The organism is Pannonibacter sp. XCT-53, assembly GCF_009915765.1.
Lineage (GTDB): Bacteria > Pseudomonadota > Alphaproteobacteria > Rhizobiales > Stappiaceae > Pannonibacter > Pannonibacter tanglangensis.
The window spans coordinates 2,489,571-2,514,317 of record NZ_JAABLQ010000001.1; the positions used below are offsets into that span (position 1 = coordinate 2,489,571).

The 24,747-nt window shown below is 67.4% G+C and carries 19 protein-coding genes and 1 tRNA gene; 9 read left to right on the forward strand and 11 right to left on the reverse strand.

Annotated features, from left to right (window positions below):
* Nucleotides 1-161: 161 nt before the first annotated feature.
* Complete coding sequence (gene apaG, locus GWI72_RS11075) at nucleotides 162-554, forward strand: Co2+/Mg2+ efflux protein ApaG (protein ID WP_161676967.1); 393 nt, start codon at nucleotides 162-164, stop codon at nucleotides 552-554.
* A gap of 68 nt (nucleotides 555-622) precedes the next feature.
* On the opposite strand, the gene GWI72_RS11080 is transcribed toward apaG, so the two are convergent.
* Nucleotides 623-1,036, reverse strand: coding sequence for a tellurite resistance TerB family protein (locus GWI72_RS11080; protein WP_161676288.1), 414 nt, complete (start codon nucleotides 1,034-1,036; stop codon nucleotides 623-625).
* A 212-nt stretch (nucleotides 1,037-1,248) separates the two neighbouring features.
* On the opposite strand from GWI72_RS11080, the gene GWI72_RS11085 reads away from it, so the two are divergent.
* Nucleotides 1,249-2,910 carry a lysine--tRNA ligase gene (locus GWI72_RS11085; protein ID WP_161708677.1) on the forward strand — a complete coding sequence of 554 codons (1,662 nt, stop codon included), beginning with the start codon at nucleotides 1,249-1,251 and terminating at the stop codon, nucleotides 2,908-2,910.
* A gap of 25 nt (nucleotides 2,911-2,935) precedes the next feature.
* Here GWI72_RS11085 and GWI72_RS11090 read toward each other — a convergent pair whose 3' ends face one another.
* Nucleotides 2,936-3,793 (reverse strand): thermonuclease family protein, encoded by an 858-nt coding sequence (locus GWI72_RS11090; protein ID WP_161708678.1) that lies wholly within the window; start codon nucleotides 3,791-3,793, stop codon nucleotides 2,936-2,938.
* A 48-nt stretch (nucleotides 3,794-3,841) separates the two neighbouring features.
* On the reverse strand, nucleotides 3,842-4,489 hold the full coding sequence (locus tag GWI72_RS11095) for a S24 family peptidase (protein WP_161676291.1): 648 nt from the start codon (nucleotides 4,487-4,489) through the stop codon (nucleotides 3,842-3,844).
* Between the two features lie 204 nt (nucleotides 4,490-4,693).
* Here GWI72_RS11095 and GWI72_RS11100 point away from each other — a divergent pair, with 204 nt between their 5' ends.
* Both GWI72_RS11100 and GWI72_RS11105 read left to right on the forward strand, forming a co-directional pair.
* A complete protein-coding gene (locus GWI72_RS11100) occupies nucleotides 4,694-5,038 on the forward strand; it encodes a DUF952 domain-containing protein (RefSeq protein WP_161676292.1) in 345 nt (114 codons plus the stop codon).
* Complete coding sequence (locus GWI72_RS11105) at nucleotides 5,035-6,132, forward strand: quinone-dependent dihydroorotate dehydrogenase (protein WP_161708679.1); 1,098 nt, start codon at nucleotides 5,035-5,037, stop codon at nucleotides 6,130-6,132. Before GWI72_RS11100 ends, GWI72_RS11105 begins: the two co-directional genes overlap by 4 nt.
* A gap of 52 nt (nucleotides 6,133-6,184) precedes the next feature.
* Here GWI72_RS11105 and GWI72_RS11110 read toward each other — a convergent pair whose 3' ends face one another.
* Complete coding sequence (locus GWI72_RS11110; RefSeq protein ID WP_161676294.1) at nucleotides 6,185-6,973, reverse strand: ion transporter; 789 nt, start codon at nucleotides 6,971-6,973, stop codon at nucleotides 6,185-6,187.
* A gap of 241 nt (nucleotides 6,974-7,214) precedes the next feature.
* On the opposite strand from GWI72_RS11110, the gene GWI72_RS11115 reads away from it, so the two are divergent.
* Together GWI72_RS11115 and GWI72_RS11120 are read left to right on the forward strand one after the other, a co-directional pair.
* Nucleotides 7,215-7,288, forward strand: a tRNA-Gly gene (locus tag GWI72_RS11115).
* Between the two features lie 174 nt (nucleotides 7,289-7,462).
* Nucleotides 7,463-10,786 (forward strand): DUF4114 domain-containing protein, encoded by a 3,324-nt coding sequence (locus GWI72_RS11120; RefSeq protein WP_161708680.1) that lies wholly within the window; start codon nucleotides 7,463-7,465, stop codon nucleotides 10,784-10,786.
* Between the two features lie 52 nt (nucleotides 10,787-10,838).
* On the opposite strand, the gene GWI72_RS11125 is transcribed toward GWI72_RS11120, so the two are convergent.
* Nucleotides 10,839-12,626 (reverse strand): glycosyltransferase family 2 protein, encoded by a 1,788-nt coding sequence (locus GWI72_RS11125; protein WP_209000087.1) that lies wholly within the window; start codon nucleotides 12,624-12,626, stop codon nucleotides 10,839-10,841.
* Nucleotides 12,627-12,868: 242 nt separating this feature from the next.
* Here GWI72_RS11125 and GWI72_RS11130 point away from each other — a divergent pair, with 242 nt between their 5' ends.
* Nucleotides 12,869-13,744: a transporter substrate-binding domain-containing protein gene (locus GWI72_RS11130; RefSeq protein WP_209000088.1), complete on the forward strand. Its 876-nt coding sequence runs from the start codon at nucleotides 12,869-12,871 to the stop codon at nucleotides 13,742-13,744.
* A gap of 86 nt (nucleotides 13,745-13,830) precedes the next feature.
* Nucleotides 13,831-14,472: an alpha/beta family hydrolase gene (locus tag GWI72_RS11135; RefSeq protein WP_161708682.1), complete on the forward strand. Its 642-nt coding sequence runs from the start codon at nucleotides 13,831-13,833 to the stop codon at nucleotides 14,470-14,472.
* A gap of 12 nt (nucleotides 14,473-14,484) precedes the next feature.
* On the opposite strand, the gene GWI72_RS11140 is transcribed toward GWI72_RS11135, so the two are convergent.
* The 5 genes from GWI72_RS11140 to GWI72_RS11160 form a co-directional block, all read right to left on the reverse strand.
* Nucleotides 14,485-17,895: an efflux RND transporter permease subunit gene (locus GWI72_RS11140; RefSeq protein ID WP_161708683.1), complete on the reverse strand. Its 3,411-nt coding sequence runs from the start codon at nucleotides 17,893-17,895 to the stop codon at nucleotides 14,485-14,487.
* A complete protein-coding gene (locus GWI72_RS11145; RefSeq protein WP_209000089.1) occupies nucleotides 17,885-19,189 on the reverse strand; it encodes an efflux RND transporter periplasmic adaptor subunit in 1,305 nt (434 codons plus the stop codon). Before GWI72_RS11145 ends, GWI72_RS11140 begins: the two co-directional genes overlap by 11 nt.
* A gap of 320 nt (nucleotides 19,190-19,509) precedes the next feature.
* Complete coding sequence (locus GWI72_RS11150) at nucleotides 19,510-20,493, reverse strand: Hsp33 family molecular chaperone (RefSeq protein ID WP_348272665.1); 984 nt, start codon at nucleotides 20,491-20,493, stop codon at nucleotides 19,510-19,512.
* A 10-nt stretch (nucleotides 20,494-20,503) separates the two neighbouring features.
* Nucleotides 20,504-21,427, reverse strand: a complete 924-nt coding sequence (argF, locus tag GWI72_RS11155) for an ornithine carbamoyltransferase (protein WP_161676301.1) — start codon at nucleotides 21,425-21,427, stop codon at nucleotides 20,504-20,506.
* 4 nt (nucleotides 21,428-21,431) lie between these two features.
* Nucleotides 21,432-22,634, reverse strand: coding sequence for an aspartate aminotransferase family protein (locus GWI72_RS11160; protein ID WP_161708686.1), 1,203 nt, complete (start codon nucleotides 22,632-22,634; stop codon nucleotides 21,432-21,434).
* 428 nt (nucleotides 22,635-23,062) lie between these two features.
* On the opposite strand from GWI72_RS11160, the gene GWI72_RS11165 reads away from it, so the two are divergent.
* Nucleotides 23,063-23,605 (forward strand): GcrA family cell cycle regulator, encoded by a 543-nt coding sequence (locus tag GWI72_RS11165; RefSeq protein WP_161676303.1) that lies wholly within the window; start codon nucleotides 23,063-23,065, stop codon nucleotides 23,603-23,605.
* Nucleotides 23,606-24,025: 420 nt separating this feature from the next.
* Here the strand turns inward: GWI72_RS11165 and phoB are convergent, their stop codons facing one another.
* Nucleotides 24,026-24,724, reverse strand: coding sequence for a phosphate regulon transcriptional regulator PhoB (gene phoB, locus GWI72_RS11170; RefSeq protein ID WP_161708687.1), 699 nt, complete (start codon nucleotides 24,722-24,724; stop codon nucleotides 24,026-24,028).
* Nucleotides 24,725-24,747: the final 23 nt, after the last annotated feature.

Sequence of the window (24,747 nt, forward strand, 5' to 3'; positions counted from 1 at the left end):
CCCTCGGGCTTTCCTCCACATAGGGCGGTTCCCGATCACAGGGCAAGGCTCGCCCTGTCACGCCTTCGTCACAGGTTGCGTGATGCCCCCTGTGCGACTGTGGCAAGGCTCTCTATATGGAACGGTATACACACCTCAGGTTTCATAATGGGCCCCATTCCATGTATCGCGCCACCACCAACGGCATCCAGGTCACGGTCGAGCCGATGTACTTGCCGGATCAGTCCGAACCGCAGCAGGACCGCTATGTCTGGGCCTACACGATCGAGATCCGGAACCTGGGTTCGGTCCCGGTGCAGCTGCGCACCCGCCACTGGATCATCACCGACGCGCTCGGGCGGGTCGAGGAGGTGGAGGGGGCCGGCGTCATCGGCCAGCAGCCGCTGATCCTGCCGGGGGAAGCGTTCGAGTACACCTCGGGCTGCCCGCTTGCCACACCCTCGGGCATCATGGAGGGAAGCTACAGCATGGAACTGCCGGACGGCTCCCGCATGGAGGTGGAGATCCCGGCCTTCTCGCTGGATTCTCCCTCCGTGCGGCGGGTCCTGAACTGAGGCAGGTGCCGGGTGCCCGACAGGCAAGCGCACCCGGACAGACAGCACACCCGGACTGGGATCAGGCCTCAGGCCGACCGGAAGCGGGCCTGGGCAGAGCGCTCGATCGCCGCGACGGTCAGCTTGTCGAGGTTGAGCCGGTCGCGCAGGATCTCGAGCAGACGCAGCTCCTCGTCGGGCAGCGTGCCGTCCGAAGCGGCCACCTCGACGGCGAGCGCATAGGCGGTGTCATAGAGACGCGGCGACAGGCTGTCGGCGACGATCTCCAGAATGTGGTCGAGGCCGTCAGGCCGCTGCAGCAGCTCGCCGCAGGCCTGGGCCACCGTCACGACCCGGTTGCCATCGAAGCCGGCAAAGACGGGCAGCGTCTTCACCAGATCGCCGATCGAGCCAAGCTCCGCATCGGGCATGGAGCTGTCGGCCGCCGACATGGTGACCATCACATAAAGCAGGGCTTCCTGCACGCTGACCTTGTCGCTCATCGAAACATCGTTCTCCTGGAGAGCATTCGCAGGACGAACAAGTAGGCGGTCCGGTGCCGGCCGGCAAGCTCTCCGCTTCGGGCCGGCAGGCCGAGAGTTTCATTGACGCAGCCGCGCGGCTTTTCTAGTGTCCGCCGGCCCGTTGCCGCGCCGCACATCCCGACCGGCCGGCCCGGCCCGTTTCCAAGACACCTGCATGGATCCCGCTAGACATGAGCGCACGAACTCTCCCTCCGCTTGACCTGTCGCCCGAATTCGTCGAGGCGGCCCGGACCTCCAAGGCCTGGCCGTTCGAGGAAGCGCGGAAACTGGTGAAGCGGGTGGAAAAACGGGATCCTTCCATTCCGGTGCTGTTCGAGACGGGCTACGGACCGTCCGGCCTGCCGCATATCGGCACCTTCGGCGAGGTTGCCCGCACCACGATGGTGCGCACGGCCTTCCGCGTGCTGACCGAGGACAAGATCCCGACGCGCCTGCTGTGCTTTTCCGATGACATGGACGGCATGCGCAAGATCCCCGAGAACGTGCCGGACCAGGAGGCCCTCAAGCCCTACCTGCAGATGCCGCTGACCGTGGTGCCCAATCCGTTCGGGGGCGACTACAAGAGCTTCGGCGATCACAACAACGCCATGCTGCGGCGCTTCCTCGACACATTCGGCTTCGAGTACGAGTTCGCCAGCGCGACCGAATACTACAAGTCCGGCAAGCTCGACGGCATCCTGCTGAAGGCCGTCGAGAAGTACCAGGACCTGATGGACGTGATGCTGCCGACGCTCGGCGAGGAACGCCGGGCGACCTACAGCCCGTTCCTGCCGATCTCGCCGCTCTCCGGCCGGGTGCTCTACGTGCCGATGAAGGATGTCAACGCCCGCGAGGGCACCATCACCTTCGAGGACGAGGACGGCACCGACGTGACGCTGCCGGTGACCGGCGGCCGGGTCAAGCTGCAGTGGAAGCCGGATTTCGGCGCCCGCTGGGCGGCGCTCAATGTCGATTTCGAGATGTTCGGCAAGGACCACGGGCCGAACATGCCGGTCTATGACCGCATCTGCCAGGTGCTGGGCGGCACGCCGCCGGAGCATTTCGTCTACGAGCTGTTCCTGGCCGATGACGGCGCCAAGATCTCCAAGTCGAAGGGCAACGGCCTGACGATCGACGAGTGGCTGACCTATGCCTCCCCGGAGAGCCTGGCGCTCTACATGTTCCAGAAGCCGAAGACGGCCAAGAAGCTCTATTTCGACGTTATTCCGCGGGCGGTGGACGAGTATCTGGCCTATGCCGAGAAGTTCCCGGCGATGTCGGCCGAGCAGAAGCTGATGAACCCGGCCTGGCACATCCACTCCGGTGCGGTTCCGGCAACAAGCTCGCCGGTGCCCTTCGCCATGCTGCTGAACCTCGTCTCGGCCTCCAACGCCGAGAACAAGGACGTGCTGTGGGCCTTCATCACCCGCTACGCGCCGGATGTGACCCGCCAGTCGCATCCCGGCCTCGATCAGCTGGTGACCTACGCGATCCGCTACTTCGACGACTTCGTGAAGCCGACCAAGCAGTTCCGTGCGCCCGACGCGGTCGAGCAGGCTGCGCTGGCCGAGCTGGATGCCGCGCTGGCGGCGCTGCCGGTCGGGGCGGATGGCGGCACGATCCAGGATGCCGTCCTCGATGTGGCGCGCAAGATCGAGCGCTATCAGGACCACAGCAAGAAGAGCCCGGATGGTGGTCCCGGCGTGTCGGTCGCCTGGTTCCAGGCGCTCTACAAGGTGCTCCTCGGTCTCGAGCAGGGACCGCGCTTCGGCTCGTTCGTTGCGCTTTACGGCATTGCCGAGACCCGCGCGCTCATCGCACGGGCGCTCAGCGGGGAACTGGCCGCGGCCTGAGGCCTGCGTCTGTCGGGGCCGGCTCTCAGTCCGGTCCCGCCGGTCCGGCCGTGCCTGCGCCGTCCGGATCCTGGACATCGAACGGATTGAGCCACTGACCGGACGGACCGGTGCCGTCTGTTGCGGCGGACGGGCCGGCCGGCAGCACCACAAGCGGGGCAGCTCCGGCATCGCCGGGCACTGCCAGCACCGGCTCGACGGGCGTCACCAGCATCGGCGGCGCAAGCTCCGCGACCCATTCGGCCTGCCACTGCCCGACCTTCGCCTCCCGGGCCTCGTCCACGGCCTGGCGGTACGCCTCCGGTGCCTCGGCAGCCGGCGTCGCCCACCCCTGACGCACCAGCCACAGGCCGACGTCGGTCGGCCCCTTCGTGCAGACCGCCGAGATCTCGCGTTCGCCCAGCGCCGCCACCCGGCGGCAAGCGAGCGTGTAGGCGCGCACAAGCCCCTGCAGCGAGGCCCGGGCCCGCGCGCCGCAGGGCCAGTCGCCCCCCAGCCTGGAGGTGCAGGTCTGCGTTGGCGCCAGTCCCTCCACGTGGGCGATGCGGACGATGAGGCGTCCGGCCTTGAGGGTTCCGCCATCCAGCACCACGGCCCCCTTCACGTCGAAGGCATCCTTCGGCAATCCGGCTTCCGGATCCTTCGGCTCCGCCAGCTTGCCGGCCGGGGCGACGCGGATCAGCGGACCGGTCACGGGCGGGGCCACGACGCCGGGCGGGGAGACGTTGCGGATGCCGGAAGGGGCGGTCACGGCCGGTGTCTGCGCCTGCACGGGCAGCGGAACCGCAAGCCATGGCAGCAGGACCAGCGTTGCACGGACAAGGCCGGGAACGCCCAGCCTGGCGGGGGACGGTCGCCTGGCGACCAGCGCTGAGGGAAACATCGGGCTCTCCGGACTGCCGCTGCCGCCGTCGAGGCCGCGCGCGTGACGTTACTGGCTGGCCCAGACGATGCGTGCAACCCAGTCGACCTGGGCCAGATCGAGCACGAGGATGTTGCCGGATGGCGCCAGGGGATGCAACTCGATGCTGCGGGCCGTCTGCCGGTGCAGGACCCGGATGTCGAGCGGCCCGTCATGCTGTCGCACCACGACACGATCGCCCCGCCGGATGGGTACCTTCGGAGCGACGACGATCAGGTCGCCGTCACGGTAGACGGGCAACTGGCGATCGCCGCTGATCTCGAGGGCGAAGACAGGATAGTCGGCTGCGTCGGGAAAAGGGATCTCGTCCCATCCCTCGCCATGGGGACAGCCGAGCGAATCGAAGGCACCCGGCCGGGAGGCCGCCGCGAAGCCTGCAAAGGGGATGGTCAGCGGCACCGTCCGGGCGACGGGCTGCTCCTGGCGGACCGGGGAGACGAGGGCGACAAACTCGCCAAGCTGTGCGCCGGTCGCCTCCAGCACCTTGGCGAGCGATTCCGTCGAGGGCCAGCGCGGCCGTCCGTCCGAGGCAATGCGCTTGGACGGATTGAAGGTCGTCGGATCCAGTCCGGCCCGCCGCGCGAGCCCAGATGGCGACAGTCCCTTGCGGGCGGCCAGGGCATCAATGGCTGCCCATACTCTTTCGTGCGAGAGCATGGTGATCACCTCCCGGGTTGCCTATCAGGAATAAATCCCTCTACATCGCACCAGACTCCGGCAATTATTCCTGCTGTCAAGGAAATATGCAGTCGCTTCCCCGGCAAGGCCGGTTGTCCAACACAAATGCAGCGTTTAGGGTCCGCGCCGAACAGGCAACGGCGCGGATCAGGCCAGCGCTGTGACAGGATAGAAGCTTCCGACATGCCCCTCATCTTCAAGATCATGCCCGCCGCGCTGTGGGACGAAGCCCTGGCGCAAGGCGTCTTTCGCGGTGCCCCGGTCGATCTGGCCGACGGCTACATCCATTTCTCGACAGATGAGCAGGTCCGGGAAACGGCCGCAAAGCATTTTGCAGGTCAGGGCGATCTTGTGCTCGCCGCCTTCCCGTCGGAGGCGTTCGGCGCGGATCTGGTGTGGGAGCCGTCGCGGGGCGGGGCCCTGTTCCCGCATCTCTATGCCACGCTGGATCCGGCGACCGCTGTCTGGGCACGGCCCCTGCCGCTGGCGGCCGACGGCCGCCACGTGTTTCCGGAGCTTGACGCATGATTCCCCCCGTTGTCAGCCGCCTCGCGCTTGGCGCGCTCCATCGTCTCGACGCGGAGACGGCCCACAGCGTGACGATCAGGGCCCTTGCCGCCGGGCTTCATCCCCGGCTGGACAACCGGCGCTGGCCCCGGCTGGCGCAGACCGTCCTCGGCCTTGATGTTCCGAACCCGCTCGGCATGGCGGCAGGCTTCGACAAGAACGGCGAGGTGCCGGATGCGGTGCTTGGGCTTGGCTTCGGCTTTGCCGAGGTCGGCACCGTGACCCCCCTGCCCCAGCCGGGCAATCCGCGGCCGCGGCTGTTCCGTCTGCCGGCGGACCAGGGGGTGATCAACCGCTTCGGCTTCAACAACGAAGGCCATGCGGCCCTGCTGGCGCGGCTGGAGGCCCGTCGCGGACGCGGTGGCGTCGTGGGCGTCAATGTCGGTGCCAACAAGGATGCAACCGACCGGGTGGCCGACTATGTTGCCGGCATCCGGACGTTCGCCCATCTGGCCTCATATTTCACCGTCAACGTCTCCTCCCCCAACACGCCGGGCCTGCGCGACCTGCAGGCGCGGGAGGCGCTTGACGGGTTGCTGGCCGCCGTGATGGCCGAACGTGACGCCAGCGCTGCCCGTACGGGACGGTCCGTGCCGGTCCTGCTCAAGATCGCGCCGGACGTTTCGCCGGAGGGGCTGGAGGACATTGCCGAGGCGGTCTCGACCCATCGGGTGGACGGCCTGATCGTCTCGAACACCACCCTGTCGCGCAGCGGCCTTCAGGACCGTCAGACGGCGGCCGAGACCGGGGGACTGTCGGGCCGGCCGCTGTTCCGGCGTGCCACGATCATCCTCGCCCGGGTCCGGCAGCTCGTCGGCCCGGACCTGCCGATCATCGGCGTCGGCGGCATCGACTCGCCGGAAAGTGCCGTGGCCAAGCTTGCCGCCGGCGCCACGCTCCTGCAGGTCTACTCGGCCCTCACCTACAAGGGGCCGGAGCTGGTGCGCGCCATTCTCGAGCACCTGGAGGCCGAGATGGCCCGCCGTGGCCTCTCGCGGCTGGCGGAGCTGAGCGCCAGCGAGGTGGACGTCTGGGCGCGGCAGCCGCTCGACTGACCAGGCCCGGTCGCGGCCGGCCCGCCCCGCGAGGGGACGGGCCGCAACGTCGTCAACGCTGGCGGTCGCGCAGGTCGGCCACTTCGGTGCGCAGGGCCTTCACCTCGTCCAGGATCCGCGCCATGTCCATCTGGATGGCCTTGCGTTCGTCCGTCGCATCCTGAGCGGCCTCGTCTTCCATCGCCGAAACGATGATGCCGATGAACAGGTTCAGCACGGTGAAGGCGGTGCAGAGGATGAAGGGAATGAAGAAGGCCCAGGCGTAGGGGTGCACTTCCATGACCGGGCGCACGATGCCGTCCGACCATCCTTCCAGGGTCATGATCTGGAACAGGGTGTAGGTCGTGCGGCCGAGATCGCCGAACCAGTCCGGGAAGGTCTGGCCGTAGAGCTTGGTGGCCATGACCGCAAAGACGTAGAACACCAGCACCATCAGGACGATGATCGAGCCCATGCCGGGCAGCGCCGTGATCAGGCCGCCGATCACCCGCCGCAGCGAGGGAACCATCGAGATCAGGCGCAGCACGCGCAGGATGCGCAGCGCGCGCAGCACCGACAGCGCCCCGCTGGCCGGCAGCAGCGAGATCACGACGATGATGAAGTCGAAGATGCTCCAGGGATCCCGGAAGAAGGCGAGCCGGTGCGCGTAGAGCCGCAAAACGATCTCCACGACAAAGATGCCGAGGATCACGCTGTCGATGAACAGGAGAACCGGCCCGATGGACGCCATCACCGTCGCGCTGGTTTCAAGGCCGAGCGTGATGGCGTTGAAAACGATGATCGAAATGATGATCGTTTCCCAACGGCGAGAGGTGATGAGTGCGAGAACGGTGTCACGCATGATGGTCTGAAACTCCAGGCAAGTCGTTTGGCGGTCGCACCGTGGCAAGCGAAGCCTGTCGCTGCAAGCGCAATTAAGGGATTTTCCTGATGCGCCACGGCCTTATCCGCATGCAAGACCACGACAGCCGCGGATGCAGCGCGCAGGACTGGCCGGGACACACCGACCGGTGCCGCTTCGCCGTTGAAATGCGGCAAGGTCGCTTGACAGATGCGGCCCGACCGGCGATTTATGGGCCTGCGCGGGTATGGTGAAATGGTATCACAGAAGCTTCCCAAGCTTTTAGCGCGGGTTCGATTCCCGCTACCCGCTCCAGCCTCCCTCATGCCGACCGGCCTCGACCGCCATGCCGTCACGCGCGCCCTTCGGCGCGCCTGCATGCTTAAGGCTTTGTTGGTCATCATTCCAGTTTGAACGATTGCGGTAAGGCCGGTGCAAGCATGCGCCGGGCAGTGTCGGCCAACGAGTTCCGGCTGAGGCCTTCCGTTCATGACCACGCTGACCGTAGGACTAACCTCAACCCTGCAGAAGACGCTCGGAAGCGCCGGGGCCTATGCCTATGCGGTCTATTTCGATGCCTCGGGCACGGCGCAATGGACGCCGCTCGTGGTCAACGGAGCCCTGCAGGCCAGCACCAGCCCCGGTCGGTTCGCGATCGATCTCCCCTCCCCGCTCGATGGCGGCAAGGTCTATTTCCTGATCCAGAGCCAGGACCCCTCGGCCCCCCAGACCGACCTGACCAAGCTGATCACGCAGCAGAGCCAGATCAACTGGGGCTCGGCAGCGACATACCAGTACCGCTATGACAGTTTCGAGGTGACGCTGCTCGGATCCTCGGGGGATGCGGGCAACCTGACATCGGTCGAAGGCTTTGGCATTCCGATGCAGATCTCCATCCCGCACGCGGATGGCACGACCGACACCCGGGGCTATGGGGTGAGCGGCACGCAGCTCTTCAACGCCCTCGACCGGGCCAAGGATCACTCCCTCGTCTACTTCACAGACGGGCCGCTGAAGGGGAGCGTCCGGGGCGCGATCTCGCCGGCGCAGTCGGTGATCCAGCCTGCCGGCGACCAGGTTTACAAGGCCAGCGACTGGACCGCCTACATCGACAGCCTGAAGAAGGCCGACACCGGGATCACCGTCACCGGCTTCTTCAACGGCGCCGAGGACGGGAACGGCATCTATCACGATGCCGGCTTCTTCGGATACACGCTCGACTGGGTGGCAGGAACGAACGGCCAGCCAGGCCATTTCTGGCTGAGCCCGACCGCCTCGAGCCAGATCAAGGGTCACATCAAGATCTCCGCCGAGGCGCTGGCCGGAAGCATCTATTCGACGCTTGGCTCCGTGGAGATCTATGCCTCACGCAGCGACGCAACGCCCTACAAGATCTTCGGCGCGGCAACGGCCGACATGAACACCGGCGCCAACACCCAGTGGGGCGAGGTGCTGACGCAGGTCCTGACCGGCTTCACCGCCGGCTACTACGGCACCAGCGGCCAGCCGCTCAATCCCTTCGTGAGCGGCCAGATCGACCTGAACAAGAACTGGAACTGGGATCCGACCTACGCCTTCAACCAGAACCTTGCCGGCAAGTCGGCCCTGTTCCATGACGTCTACTCGCAGGTGTTCTTCAATGTCTCGAACTCCTACGGCTCGGGCTATTCGGACAACCTGATGGATGCCTATGCCCAGGGCGGGCCGCTGATTTCGGTCTCGGACCAGATCAACGGCACCTGGCAGAACGTCAAGACGATCAACCTGACCCTCTATGCCGACAGCGAGACACCGGGCGGTTACGTCCAGCCGGAGATCTACAATGTGATCGAGCCCATCGGTCACGTGGACTTCGGCACAAAGGCCTTCCTGCCGGGCAGCTATTCACCGGTGGAGTGGGCGGCCGTGAACCCCTGCTCGGTCACGCTCAATTTCTTCAACCAGGACGCCATCCTCAAGGATGGCACTCCCGTGACCCTGCGGCTCTTCGACGGCGTGGTGAACGGCACGGCCGTGTTCCAGGACCTGTCGCTGAACCCGGCCAGCGGCGGCAGTCTCTGGCAGAACTGGGCCGTTTCGTTCAATGCCGTCTCCGGCACCTATGTCATCAACGCCGTTGCGAACACGCCGCAGACGGCCGGATCTCTCGTGATCAGCTCGCTGCCGACGCCCCAGGACGGCGTCGGCTGGTACCAGATCATCATCGGCAGCGGGGCGGCCGCCAAGACGTTCAACCTTTACACCCGGACGGACGGCGGCCTGTTCCTCAACCCGGCTGTCGACAGCCAGGGCGGGTCGATTGCGGTCGACGGACTGGCCCTCGTCGCGCCGCAGACGTCCACCGGCGCGACGATCCAGACCTTTGCCCTCGACTTCCTCTACAGTGGCAGCAGCACGCTCAGCCCGGACCTTCTGACCTGGAACACGGATCCGACCCATGTCAGCCAGAAGGCTGCCGACACGGCGCCCGTGGCCGGCACCCTGTCGGGCGGAACCTTCACGGCCCTCGCCAACCAGACCAATCTCGTCAGCAACACGATCACCACCACCAGCGCGCTGGAACTCGCCTTCGGCTGGACCGGCACCAACAGCGCGACCGGGACGACAAGCTGGATCTCGAACACCACCAACAAGGTGGCCGCGGGCAATCTGGCCGTGATCAGCGTCAAGCAGCAGGGCAAGGACGTGCTCGGGCCGCTCACCGCCACCGGCGACATCGACGGCATGTGGCAGACCGGCCAGACGCAGGCCCTGGGCAATGGCACCTACACGATCCAGATGACCGAACATCTGCACGTGTCGGGCCGCATCGGGGCGGCCGTAAGCCCGGCCAGCAGTGCGCTGACGGTCACAGTCGACGTGGACGAGGCCGCCCTCGCCGCCAATGCCGCCGGCAACGGACTGACGCTGGCCACCGGCAATACCCCGGCCCCCGCCGCGAACTGGGTTCGGCTCACCGCCCAGTCGGAAAGCGTCCAGTCCGGCGTCGCCGTGCTTGTCTATGCGGTCGACAGCAAGGGCAATCTGGTCGATCAGAGCGGCCGCGCCGGCAGCAGTGTCACGCTTGCGGACGCGGTCCGGGGCAGCATCGGCGCGGCGACGGATGACGCCGGCAACACGCTTGCCCTGGGAACGCAGACCGTGCTGCTGCGCCAGGGCGAGGAGCTGCGCTTTGCCAGCCTGAGCGGCAATGACGGGGTAACGCGGCATGCCGGGGCGACCGTGACGCCGGCCGGCAACGGTGGCCTGACCGTGGCGGTTGCCGGTGTGACGATCAGCGCGGCGACGGACAACACGCTGGGGGCCAATGCCCTCGTTGCCAGCGCCCAGCGGGCCTCGGACCTGCCGCTCCTGCATCTCAGCCAGAACCAGGCGGTCAGCCTTGTCCTCACAGGCAGCACCAGCCTGCAGAACACGCTCGGCTTCGTGCGGCTCGACGTGGATCTCGCCGGCAACATCAGCCTGAACGGCATCGGCATCGACAGTGCCGCCGCTTTCCGGGCGGAGGTGGCGAGATCGCTGGATGCCGGCGGAACCTTCACCTTCACCAGTCCCGACACCGCCACGCAGACATCCACCTGGACGGTTGCGGGCAAGACCGGGTTCTACGCGCCCGTCCTGAAGGCCGGCACCGGCGAGATCTTCGTCCTCGGCGCCGCCAACAGCGATGGCCGCGAGCACATCCGCCTGTTCGGCGAGAACACCTTCGGCTTCGAGGATCTGACGGCCGCGCAAGGCGCCGACTTCGACTACAACGACCTTGTGGTCGCCCTGTCGGTCTCCGGCCAGTCCTCGACGCAGATCTTTGCCTGAGGCGACCGGGGCGGGCGGCAGCCTGTCTCATGGCGCGCGATGGCAGGTCAGCTCAGGTGAGGTCCCGGCGCCCCGGCAGGCTGCGCTGGCGCGCGGTGCCATGTGTCGTCTTGTGCCAGTGATGCGGACGCAGGACGAAATCCCAGACCGCGCGGTAAAAGGCGAGGCTGGCGCACAGCCAGTAGACCGGGATCCCGACCACATCGACAAGCCTGAGCGGGATGCCCCGGCGCGCGGCCGCCGTCACGCCGGCAAAGGCGGTTGCGCCATAGCCGACGAGAAAGGTGAGACTGCTCAGGATGACGACCATCTGGGCGGCAATGCCCTCGGTGGGCGGCAGGCCCCACAGTCCGCAGACATAGCCGACCATCGCCAGCGTGAAGAGCGGATGCACCGCCAGCGTCACCAGGCTGCCGCCGATCAGGAGGCTCATCGGCAGTGTCCGGGCGAGGCCGGACTGGCGCAGGAACAGGCGCGGGTCGCGCAGGTGCACGAAGCAGGTCTGGAGCCAGCCCTTGTACCAGCGGGCGCGCTGCGCGTACCAGGCCTTCCAGGTCACCGGAGCTTCCTCGAAGGTGGTGCTGTTGAGGGCGGCGCTGTCGTAGCCGAAACGGGCAAGGCGGATGCCGAGGTCGGCGTCCTCGGTGACGTTGTAGGGGTCCCAGCCGCCGCAGGCGATCAGCGCCGAGCGGCGGAAATGGTTCGACGTGCCCCCAAGGGGAAAGGCCCAGCCCTCGCTCGTGAACCAGGGGATCATCTGGTCGAAGAGCACGGCATATTCCATCGCGAACTGGCGCGTGAAGAAGCTGTCGGTGGCATTGTCGATGGAAAGGCTTGCCTGCAGGCAGGCGAGGCTTTCGGGCGAGTCCCGGAAGCGGCGGACGGCCTTCTTCAGCTGGTCAGGCTCCGGTCGGTCCTCGGCATCGTAGATGGTCACGAACTCGCCCTGCGCCGCGGCCAGTCCATAGGCGAGCGCCCGGGGCTTGGTGCGCGGGCGACCATCGGGGACGACCACGACCTCCATCCCGGAATGTAAAAGGCCGCTGAACGCGGCCTTCGTGTCGTGGTCATCACATTCGACCAGAAACTTGATGTCGAGCCGGTCTCGCGGATAGTCCAGCCCGGCCAGCGCCGCGACCAGTCCGGGCACGACCGCCGCCTCCCGGTAAAGGGGCACAAGCACCGTGTAGGCCGGCCAGTCCTCGCTTCGCCCGGCCAGCGCCAAATGTCCGGCACGATCGTCAAGGTCCGGGTCGATCCGGTCGCGCAAGGGCGGAATGGCCGTGTGCAACGCACTGGCAACGCGTCCAAGTCCGGTCGAGATGCAGCTGAGCCCGACCAGCAGGCTGAACACGAAGGCCTGCAGCTCCAGCGGCAGCATCAGACCACAGCCGAAGCCTAGGCTCAGCATGGAAAGCGCCGAATACTGGCCCGGCGAGACCCGCTCGCGCGCAGACATCTCCGGAAAGCGCTGCTCCAGCTCGCCGGCAGGCGCCCGCAGCACCGTAAGGGCAACCCGCATCGCCGCCGGCGTGGTGACGCGTATGGACGCCCGGAACGCCGGGTGACGGTCAAGCAGCGCGATGAAGTCCGGGACCGCCTCCAGATCCGGAGCGACCACGTAGACGGGCTTCCCCTCCTCGATGCCGATGAGCAGGGGGCCGGCCTCGCCGTCGCCGAACTGGAGCACGAGGTCGCCGATCACGAGGGGACGGAACGCGCCGGCCGGCAGGAACGGCACGCCGGCAGCCTCGGCAACCGCACTGTAATAGGTGTCCGGCGTGATGATCGTCTGCTGCAGGAGATGGTCGGCCGGGCAGCCGCCGTGATAAGCTTGCATGCGATAGCCCCAGTCGACCAGGGAAACGGGAAAGCCACGTGACACAAGCACACGCAACTCGACCGGCCAGTCCTCGCGCGGCACCCGATGCTGGGCGGGCAGAATGCCCGCGCGTCCATCGGGTACAACAGGCTCAAGTCTGGATGAATTGAATGGCTGTCCTGGCTCCTCACGCATGCGCATACCGTGCCTCCCTGACCGGTGTCGCCCAGTTGCCTGGTGAACGTAACGGAATGTTAACCATGAAGACGCTCGCTCGCGCAATGGTTACATATCTCGTTCTTGCTCTTTCTGCGCTCATAGTTAATTCCGACGAGGGGCGCGCCCAGACGGCCGACGCGCCGGCGACCGCAGGGGCCACCTCCGTCGTGCCGAACTTCTGGGATCCGCGCAGCCTGATGGAGCGTCCGGCACAGACGCCGGACCGGATCCAGTTTCTCGCAACCGACGATTTCCCGCCGTTCTCGTTCCGCGACCGCAGCGAACGCCTGACGGGGTTCCACGTCGATCTGGCGCGAGCGCTCTGCGAGGAACTGCAGAGCTCCTGTAGCCTGCGGGTGAAGGCGTTCGAGGCCCTGCCCGAGGCCCTGGAGGCCGACGAAGGCGATGCCGTCATCGCCGGTCTGGCCAAGACCGAGGAGCTGGCGCGACGGTTCCGGTTCACCGATGTCTACCTCCGCCTGCCCGGCCGCTTTGTCGTCCGGTCCGAGGACCGCGGCCGGTTTGACGGCGTGCAGTTCGCCGGCACGGAGGTCTCGGTCGAACGCGGCAGCCGCCACGCGGCCTTTCTCAAGGCGCGCATGCCCGATGTGAGGCTCAAGGAATATGACAGCGTGTCCGCCGCCCGCGACGCTCTGCGCCGCGGCGAGGTGGCCGCCCATTTCGGCGACGGCCTGACCCTGTCCTTCTGGCTCGGCGGCGCGCTGTCGGAAGAATGCTGTGCCTTCGTGCCGGGGCCCTGGCTGGACGACCGTTTCTTCGGCGACGGCCTGCGCATCGCCGTGCGCACTGACGATGCCGTGCTTCTCGAGGCCCTGAACTATGGCCTGCGCCGGCTGCAGGAAAAGGGCATCTACGCGGAACTCTATCGCCGCTACTTCCCCACCGGGTTTTTCTGAGCCCGCGGCGCGGGGTGATTGCGGATCGCGGCGAGACGGGATAGGCGAACGGCTGACCCTTGCTGCTGACGGAAGGCCTTCACCGCATGACCGACATTCTCTGGACCCGACCGGCCGACGTGACCCATGCGACGCTGCTGCTCGCCCACGGGGCGGGGGCGGCCATGGATTCGAGCTTCATGACCCGTCTGGCGGCAGCCCTTGCCGACAGCGGCGTGGCCGTGGCCCGGTTCGAGTTTCCCTACATGGCGGCCCGGCGGACCGGCGGCAAGAAGACGCCGCCGCCCAAGGCAGACCTGCTGGTCGGCGCGTTCCAGACTGCGGTCCAGCAGGTGAGCGCAGAGGCGGAGGGCACCTTCCTGATCGGCGGCAAGTCCATGGGCGGACGGGTGGCGGCGATGCTTGCCGGCAGCGCCTCGCTGCCGGGCCGGGTCAAGGGGGTTGTCTGCGTCGGCTATCCCTTCCACCCGACCGGCAAGGCCGATGTCTGGCGGCTGGAGCCGCTGGAACAGAGCCGGCGGCCGGTTCTCATCACCCAGGGCGAGCGTGACCCTTTCGGCTCGCAGGCCGAACTGGCGGCGGTGTCGCTGCCGGAGCATGTCAGCCTGACCTATCTGGAGGACGGCAACCACGACCTTGGCCCGCGCGGCCAGTCGCCGGCCACCTGGGACGGCAACATCCGCGCGGCGGCCGCCGCAGTGGCGGCCTTCGCCCGGCAGCTCCCCTGACCGACGCCGGCCCTATTCGGCCGGCGACAGGTCCCGGCCGGGTCCGTCGGTCGCATGCGCCGTCCGGGGGTCGGCGTGCGGACGGTGCACCAGCACCCGCACGATGTCCTCGCCGATGATCAGGAGTGCCGGGACGAGGAACAGCACCAGCAGCGTGGCCGTGCCCAGACCGAACACGATGGTGATCGTGATCGGCAGCAGGAACTGTGCCTGGATGTTGTCCTCGAACAGCAACGGTCCGAGACCGGCGATGGTCGTGAAGGAGGTCAGGATCACCGCGCGCAAGCGGTCGCAACTGGCCAGAACGGCCGCCTCGCGCTGGCTCATCCCCTCCACCAGCAACTCGTCGAACCGGGCGACGAGAATGATCGCGTTGTTCACGAGAATGCCGGACAGCCCCAGAAGCCCGATCAGGCTCATCATGGTGAGCTGATAGTCCATCACGTAATGGCCGATGACCGCCCCGACCACGCCGAAGGGGATGATGGTCATCACCACGACCGGCTTGCTGTAGCTGGCGAAGGTCGCGGCGAGGATGACGTAGATCATCGTCAGGGCCATCACCACGCCGATTGCCAGGTCGCCCATGGCGTTGGCCTGTTCCTCGGCCTTGCCGGCGAACTCGTAGCTGAGCCCGTAGGTGTCGGCGAGGCGCGGCATGACCTCCCGCTCCAGATCCGCGATGATCGCCGTGTTGGAGGTGATCTTGGAATCGATGTCGGCGACGACGCTGACAATGGTGCGGCCGTCGCGCCGCTGGATCACGGAGAAGCCCTGCACGTCGGTGAGCGACACGACTTCCGTCAGCGGCACGAACTCGCCGCTCGGCGCCCGGAGCAACAGGTCGCGCAGCGCGTTGGTTCCCGCGCCGTCGAAGGACTGGCGGACCCGGACGGTCACCTCCTCGTCCCCGGCGGCAAAGCGCCGGGCAATCGAGCCTTCGACCGCATTGCGGATCTGGCGGGCCGCCGTCTCCACGGTGAAGCCCAGAGCCCGCCCCCTCGGGGTCAGCTGCAGGCGCAGCTCCGGCTTGCCATAGGGCAGGTCGTCGGTGACGCCGGAGGTGCCGGGGAAGGCGGAGAGGGCATCCTGCAGCTCGGCCGCCGCCTGCTTGAGGCTGGCGAGCGGGGCGCCGGACAGGCGGATGTCGAGATCGCGGCCCGGGGGGCCGCCACGGTTCTGGGAGATCGAGAACCGGGCCAGCCCCGCCAGATCCGGCAGCGCGCGCCGCCAGGCCTGGACGATGTCGGGGGTGCGGACCTGGCGCTCCTCGGCCAGCGTCAGCTGGACCGAGATCGAGGCGACATTGTCGCCCCGGTTGTTGCCGGCGCGCCCCAGCACGGTATAGCTCGCAACGATCAGCGTCTCGCCGCTGTCGCGCGTCAGCTCGCGTTCGGCCGCGTACAGCGCCTGCTCGATGGCCACAAGTCCCTCGAGTGCCTTGCTTTCCGGGATGCCCGCCTGAAAGAAGACCTGCGCCTGGATGTTCTCTGCCTCGGGCGAGGCGAAGAAGGTGAAGCCGATGCGGCCGCCGCGCATCAGGCCGACGGTCAGGATCAGGCTGGCAATGGCCAGCGCAACCACGACGTAACGCCAGTTCACGGCCAGATTGACCGTCCAGCGGAACGGCCGGTCGCGGAACCAGTCGAAACCCTGGTCGAAGCCGCGGCGGAAGCGCGAGGGGCGTTGCAGCGACACCCCGCGTGCCGCCATCGCGCGGCGGCGCAGGCGCAGCAGCAGGGCCTCGAAGGCGAGCGCGAACAGGAACGCAGCCGCGATCACGAGGCCGGCAAACAGCACGAAGCCGGACCGCTCGAGGAAGGCGCGCATGGGCTCGGCGACCGGATCGAAGACGGGCGGGACGCCGAGGTCGGGACGGTCGGCCAGGCCGATGACGAAGGCCGCCGGAAGGCCGGCAATCAGCACCACGCGCCACCAGCTCCAGCCGGAGCGCGCACGCAGCGAATGGGCAAGATGCCCGGGCAACACGAAGAAGCACTCGAAGAGCGAGGCAATGATGATCGCCGTGACCACGATGGGCATCGACATCATGATCTGGCCGAGGACATCGCCGACCATCAGGATCGGCAGGAAGGCGGCAATGGTCGTGGTGCCGGAGGCAATGACGGGCCAGAACATGGTCCCGGCACCGTTGATGGCGGCTTCCTCGGGCGTGTCGCCCATGGCAAGGCGCGTCGCGGTGTGCTCGCCGACGACGATCGCATCGTCGACGATCACCCCCAGCATCATGATCAGCGCGAAAAGCGAGATCATGTTGATGCTCTCGCCGATCATCCACATCAGGCCGAGCGCCGCCCCGACGGCGACCGGGATGCCGGCGGCGACCCACAGCGCGATGCGCCCGTTGAGGAACAGGTAGAGGATCAGGACGACAAGGGCGAGCCCGCCCAGCCCGTTCTCGATCAGCAGGGTGATGCGGCCGGCGACCTGGTCGGCGCGCACGTCGTATTGCAGCAGTTCCAGCGTCGGCGGCAAGGTCGGGCGGACCTCTTCCAGATAGTCGGTGAGGATCGCCGCTGCCTTCAGCGTGTCCGTGCCCTCCAGCCGCAACACGCGCAGCTCGATCGCCCGCTGTCCGCGCGACAGGCCCTGGAACTCGCTGTCATCGAAGGACCGGGAGACGGTTGCAATGTCACCCAGCCTGGTCTTCTCGCCGGTCTCGAAGGCACGCACCTCGATGTTGCCGAGCGCCTCGGGCGACCGGGCCTCCGCCACCGCCCGGATCTGGCGTTCGAGCGCTCCGTCGAGATTGCCGGCGGGGATGTCCTGCGTGTTGCCGGCAATCCGTTCCGCCACGTCGGCGACCGTGAGGTCGAGCCGTCGCAACTCCCGCTCCGGGATCTCGACCAGAAACTCCGGCGAGCGAAAGCCGTTGAAATCGATGCGGTCGATGCCGCGCGCCAGCAGGTCGTCCCGGATCTTGCGGGCGTAGACCTTCAGCGCTTCCTCGGAAAAGGGCCCCCGGATGGCCAGCGTCGCCACCTGGTCGGTGAAGGTGGAGGCGGAGACAACCGGCGTCTCGGCCTCGTCGGGCAGCGTGGTGATGGCCGCCATGGCCTGCTCGACATCCGACAGCGCCTTGGGCATGTCCGTGCCCTCGTCGAACTCGAGCAGCACCGTTCCCGAGCCCTCGCGCGCATAGGCGGCGATTTCCTTCAGGCTGCCGAGAAAGCGCAACTCCGGCTCGATCACCTCGAGCACGTTCTTCTCGACATCCTCCGCCGAGGCGCCGGGCCAGGCGACAGACACCGTGATCCGGTCGGAACGGATGGTCGGGAAGAACTGGGTGTTGAGCTGGGCCAGCCCGAAGACGCCGAAAAGCAGCATCACGGCCATCATCAGGTTGGCCGCATTGGGATGCCGGGCGAGACCGGCGACCCAGGTCTCGGTGTTACTGGCCATTGCCGCCCCCCTGCCCCTGCGTCCGCTCTGCGGGCTGGGCGGCATCGGTCAGGGAGCGGACCTTCACGCCCTCGCCGCCACCGGCAATCCGGGTGGTCACGACCACGTCGCCATCGGAAAGCTCACCGGAAACAAGCACGTAGCCCTGGTCGAAGGCCTCGACACGGACGTTGCGGCGGGTCATCCGGCCCTCCGTCACCACGAAGACGTGCCCCTCGTCATAGAGCGCGGTCTCCGGCAGGCGGGCCGTCGCCGGGTAGGTGCGGTCCGGGATCGTCACCTCGACGAAGGCCCCGGGGCGCAGCGGAACGGCGCCGTCCTCGACGACGACGGTGGCGATGACATCGACGCCACCGCGGGTGCGGGCGACATCCGCACCGACACGGTCGACCACGGCGCGGTAGTCGATGGTCTGCGAGCCCAGCACCCAGGAGACATCCACCGGGCGGGCCACCAGCGTTCCGCTCTGCGCGATCAGGCGGCCATACTGGTTGTCCGACAGGGTGAAGCGCACGTCCAGCTCGTTTCGGGCGTAGAGCGAGGCCACGACATCATTGACGTTGACGAGACGACCGGCCTGGGCAGCTTCCGTGCGCACGATGGCATCGAAGGGGGCGCGCAGGACCGTGTTGGTGAGGTTGCGCTCGGCCAGTTCCAGACGCCACTGCAGGCGCTGGATCACGGCCGCCTGCTGTTCGATGCCGGCTTCCTCGACGGCGAGCGTGTTGCGCGCCTGTTCCTCGGCCTGGCGGCGCTGCGACACGAGCAGGCGGCGTTCGTCTAGCGCCCGCTCGGTCACCGAGCCGGTCTGTTGCAACTGTTCGGCCCGTTCCAGGTCGCGTTCGGCAAAGGCGAGTTGCTCGCCGGCCCGGCGCAGGTTGTCGCGGTAGAGGGCAACGCGACCTTCGATCTCGATCTTCTGGGCCCGGGCCTCGAGCAGGTTGGCGCGCGCCTCGCGGACGGCGCCCTCGTAGTCGAAGCGGTTGATCGCCACCAGGTCCTCGCCCTTGCGCACGGTCCCGCCGGCCTTCAGCTCCGGGTTGACCGCCACGATTTCGCCGGCGACGAGCGAGCGCAAGTCCACCTGGCGTCCGGCCGTCACCTCACCGTAGAGGCGGATCGACGGCGTATGGCTGGCGAGGCGGACGGCCGCCGTCTCGACCGCATAGGTCTGTTCCTGGGCCGGACGGCGCGGCACCTCCGGCTTGGTCAGCACGAAATGCCGCATCCCGAGGACAGCCGCGACCAGGATGGCGAGAGCGAGGATCGCCTGCAGCAGCGACTTGAGGACCACGACCGCCCGACCCGGGCCCGGGTTGGGGCTGCGACGGGGACCGGGCGCGGCAGGCATGGGAGCGGCATCGTTGCCGGCCGGATCGGAAAGGGTCGCTGGCCCGTCTCCCTCGGGGCCGTCCGGTCCGGACCGACCCTGCTCAGGGAGTGCGTTCTCCCGTGTCTCGACAGCCTGAAGCACCCGCTCGATCCCCTGTTCCCGACGCCAGTTGCGGAACAGGGCGCGCCGGATCGCATGACCGGACGGGCTGTCCCGGGGTCAGCCTAGACCCGCCGGGGTCGGCGCGGCAATCAGGGAATTGTCGCCAGCTGTCGCAGGCCTCAGACCGCCTCGGCCTTGAACTCGTAGCGGGTGCTGCAGAATTCGCAGGTGACGATGATCCGGCCGTCCTGGACCATGTCGGTCCGTTCCTCGGCGGAGAAGTTCTCGAGCACCGCCTCGATCTTCTCCCGGCTGCAGCGACAGCGGTCGAGGATGGGCTGGGCGTCGAACATCCGCACGCCCCGCTCATGGAACAGGCGGAAGAGCAGCCGCTCGACGGTGATCTCCGGGTCGGTCAGCTCGTCGTCGCGGACGGTGCCGACAAGGCTCTTGGCCTCCATCCAGGCATCGTCCTCGTCAATGGTGTGCGCCTGCGTGCCTTCCGGCATGTTGCCGGGGTGCAGGTCGGCCTGGCGCATCCGCTCGGGTGCCTCGGGCAGGAACTGGACCAGGATGCCGCCCGCCGTCCAGGTCTCGCTGGGCGACTGGCCGTCCCGCCGGGTGAACAGGCGGCCGACGCCGAGGCGGACTTCCGTCGGGATCTGTTCGGAGCGGGCAAAGTAGCGACGGGCCACCTCTTCCAGCGAGATGCCGTCCAGCTCGACCAGGCCCTGATAGCGCTGCATGTGCTTGCCCTGGTCGATGGTCATCGCCAGATGGCCGCGTCCGAGCAGGGTGGCCGGGTCGGCGCCCTCGCCCGGACCGCCCGGCCGGAAGGCCTGCTCGTCATACCGGGCATAGGCCCGGATCGAGCCGGGAGCGGTGAAATCGACCACGAGCATGTTGACCGGTCCGTCCGACTGGGTCTGCACGGTGAAACGCCCGTCGAACTTCAGGGCGGTGCCAAGCAGCGCGGTGAGCACAATCGCCTCGCCCAGAAGCCGGGCGACCGGGGCCGGATAGGCATGCCGGTCGAGGATCTGGTTCAGCATCGGGCCGAGCGCGACCGCGCGGCCGCGCACGTCCAGACCATCGACGGTGAAGGGGCGGACCGCGTCCGGCCCGGCCGCCTTCAGACCATAGGCTTCGATGTCAAATGCCACGGGCCTGCCCTCACACGCCGTTGAAACACCAGGCGAGGATGCCCTTCTGCGCATGCAGACGGTTCTCTGCCTCGTCGAACACCACCGAGTTCGGCCCGTCCATCACCTCCGAGGTGACTTCCTCGCCGCGATGCGCCGGCAGGCAGTGCATGAACAGGGCATCGGACCGGGCCTCGCCCATCAGCCGGCTGTTGACCTGATAGGCCCCGAGCAGGTTGTGGCGGGTCTCGGCATCATCGTCGCCCATCGAGACCCAGCAGTCGGTCACGACGCAGTCGGTGCCCTTCACAGCCTCGTACGGATCGTCGGTCACGACGATGGAGGCGCCCTTGGCGCGGGCGGCGGCGATCAGCTCCACCGGCGGCGCAAGCTCCTTCGGCGTGGCGATGCGCATCTCGAAATCGAAGCGCGGCGCCGCGTGGATCCAGGAGGCCAGCACGTTGTTGCTGTCGCCCGTCCAGGCCACGGACTTGCCCTTGATGGAGCCCCGGTGCTCCTCGAAGGTCATGATGTCGGCCATGATCTGGCAGGGATGCGAGCGCTTGGTCAGGCCGTTGATCACCGGAACGGTGGCATTGGCTGCAAGCTCCTGCAGGTCGCTCTCGCTCAGGATGCGGATCATGATGGCATCGACGAAGCGCGACAGCACGCGTGCGGTGTCGGCGATTGTCTCGCCGCGGCCGAGCTGCATTTCTGCACCGGTCAGCATCAGCGTCTCGCCGCCAAGCTCGCGCATGCCGACGTCGAAGGAGATGCGGGTGCGGGTCGAGGGCTGCTCGAAGACCATGGCCAGGACCTTGCCGGCCAGCGGACCTTCGCCACGGCGCACGCCATTGCGCTCGCGCTTCAGCTTGCGGCCGAGATCCAGGATGGCGCGCAGCTCGTCGCCCTCGAAATCGGTGAGATCCAGAAAATGACGCAGGGACTGGGACATGAACTCAGGCTCCGGCTGCAGCGGCAGCGAGGTCGGCCTCGACGGCCTTGGCAGCGGCTTCGATGCGGGCAACCGCTTCGCCGATCTCCTCGTCGGAGATGGTCAGCGGCGGCAGGATGCGCAGCACGTTGTCGCCCGCCGGCACGGCGAGCAGGCCGTTGGCCCGCAGCTTGACCAGCACGTCCGTGTTCGGGCGGACGCACTTCAGGCCGAGCATCAGGCCGCGGCCGCGGATTTCCTGCAGCACGCCCGGATGGGCGTCGATGACGGCCGCGAGCTGCTGCTTGAACAGCAGCGACTTGCGCTGGACCTCTTCCAGGAAGCCCGGCTCGAGGATGACGTCCAGCACCGCATTGCCGACGGCCATCGCCAGCGGGTTGCCGCCGAAGGTGGTGCCGTGGGTGCCGGGAACCATGCCGGCGGACGCTGCGGCGGTCGCGAGGCAGCAGCCCATCGGGAAGCCGCCGCCGATGCCCTTCGCAACGCCCATCAGGTCCGGGCTGACACCCGTCCATTCATGGGCAAACAGCTTGCCCGTCCGCCCGACGCCGGTCTGGATCTCGTCGAAGATCAGCAGGATGCCTTCCTGGTCGCAGATCTCGCGCAGCTTGCGCAGGAACTCGACCGGGATCTCGCGGATGCCGCCCTCACCCTGCACCGGCTCGATGCAGAGGGCTGCGGTGGTCGGGCCGATGACGGCCTTGAGCGCGTCCAGATCGCCGGCCGGAACCTGCAGGAAGCCCGGCGCCTTCGGGCCGAAGCCCTCGAGATACTTGGCCTGGCCGCCGGCGGCGATGGTCGCGATGGTGCGGCCGTGGAAGGCGCCCTCGAAGGTGATGATGTCGATCCGCTCCGGATGGCCGTTCACATAGTGATAGCGCCGGGCGGTCTTGAAACAGGCTTCCATCGCCTCCGCCCCGGAGTTGGTGAAGAACACCCGGTCGGCAAAGGTCGCCTCGACCAGACGGCGGCCAAGCGTCTCCTGGCCTTCCATCTTGTAGAGGTTGGAGACATGCCACAGCTTCTCGGCCTGCGCCTTCAGCGCATTGACGAGATGGGGATGGGAGTGGCCGAGGGCATTCACCGCGATGCCGGATCCGCAGTCGAGGTATCGGCGCCCGTCGGACGTCTCCAGCCACACGCCTTCTCCACGGACGAAATCAAGATCCGCCCGAGCGTAGGTGCCGAAAAGTGCCGACGCCGTCATATGCTCAACTCCTCATGCGGGGTCCGGGACGTCTTGTCCCGGAAAACCTCTCCGGTTCAGGGATGGTTGAAAGGGATGCCAAAACGAACTGTGCCGCCCGAACAGGCGGCACAGACAATGAGCGCTGTTTATACACCGCGCATCGCCTTGCCTGTCAATGCAAATGGCGCATTTCAGCCACTCAGCAAGCCCGCGGCAACCGCGGCGTAATCTGGGGAAAAGTCGTTTCGTCCCCGGTTCATGTTGTCCGTATCCTTGCCTCGGATTTGGCCGCCATTGTACTGTCCTGCCTGTCGGATACGACATCTCGTGCTGTAGATCACCAAATCATACTGGATATGCCAAGAGGGGCGTGGAACACGCGTGCCTTAACACTTGGTTACTGCCTTCAATTCGGATCTGCGGCCGGCAACGACGGGGTGTGACGGATGAGCTGGACTGACGAACGCGTGGAGCTCCTGAAGAAGCTCTGGACTGACGGGCTGAGCGCGAGCCAGATCGCCGCCGAGCTCGGCGGGATCACGCGCAATGCGGTGATCGGCAAGGTGCATCGCCTTGGGCTGTCCGGTCGCGCCAAGGCGGTGGCCCCGGCGGCCAAGCCGCGGCGGGCACGCACGCCGACGCCCCAGACGCCGGCCGCAACGCCGCGTCCGGCCCAGGCCCCTGCGGCGCAGAGCCGCGGGGCGACGGCGCTGAAGATGGACCCGGTCGAGGACGTCGCCGTCGAGGTGGCACCCGAAGCCGCGCCGGTTGCCGAGATCGTGCCGATGACGGAACGGGCGACCATCCTCACGCTGACGGAGCGCACCTGCAAGTGGCCGATCGGCGACCCGAGCTCGCAGGATTTCTACTTCTGCGGCCGGCACTCCGATCCGGGCGTGCCCTATTGCGCGCATCACTGCCGCATCGCCTATCAGCCGGTGAATGACCGTCGCCGCGACAAGGACAAGAAGCAGCTGGCCCGCGCCTGAGCGCCAGCTGCCGACCGTTTCGGGGTGGCCAACCAGTCCGTGGTCGCCCCACCCAACCCGAAGCCCGCCGCGCCTCCGCCCGGCGGGCTTTTGCTTTTACGCTCGGGATGCGCCCAAGCGGCCCGACGTCAGGCGAGACAACTGGCAACAAAAAAGCCCGCCAGAAGCGGGCTGGGCTTGATGTGATGACAAAGCTCGCCCTCTCCGAAGTCATCCCGGCCAAGCGCAGCGCCGAGCCGGGACCGGAGGGGCGAGGCCTCCATATTTCAATCAGCGAACCCGGGAGAGACCCAGGCTCTCCGCTCCCGGATCTCCGCTTCGCTCTCGTCCGGGATGACGATACAGGGTTTGTCAGCAGCCTGAGCCCACCGGAGGCGGGCTCAGCGGCGATGTTTCGCCAGTCGATGACAAGACGCAGCGTCAGCCGGCGACCGCAAACTGGTCGTTGAAGGCGTATCCGGCGCCGCGGACGGTGCGGATCGGATCCTTCACCTTGCCGCGGTTGATCGCCTTGCGCAGGCGACCGACATGCACGTCGACCGTCCGCTCGTCCACATAGACGTCATGCCCCCAGACGCCGTCGAGCAGCTGCTCGCGCGAGAACACGCGGCCGGGCGAGGTCATCAGGAACTCCAGCAGGCGGAACTCGGTCGGTCCGAGATGGATTTCCTTGCCGTTGCGGCGGACGCGGTGGGTCTCGCGGTCAAGCTCGATGTCGCCGGAGCGCAGCATCGTCGACACGACCTCGGGCCGGGCCCGCCGCAGGATGGCGCGCACGCGCGCCATCAGCTCGGGGATCGAGAACGGCTTGACGACATAGTCGTCGGCACCGGTGGCGAGCCCGCGGATGCGCTCGGCTTCCTCGCCCCGGGCCGTCAGCATGATCACCGGCAGGCGCTCGGTCTCTGCCCGCGCCCGAAGGCGCCGGCACAGCTCGATGCCCGACAGGCCCGGCAGCATCCAGTCCAGCAAGAGGAGGTCCGGCTGGCTCTCGCGCAGCCGGATTTCCGCTTCATCGCCGCGGGCGCAGGCCTCCACGGAATAGCCTTCTGCTTCCAGATTGTAGCGCAACAACAGGCTCAGCGGCTCTTCGTCTTCAACGATGAGAACCTTAGGCATTCATACGCTCCAGCAATCGGACG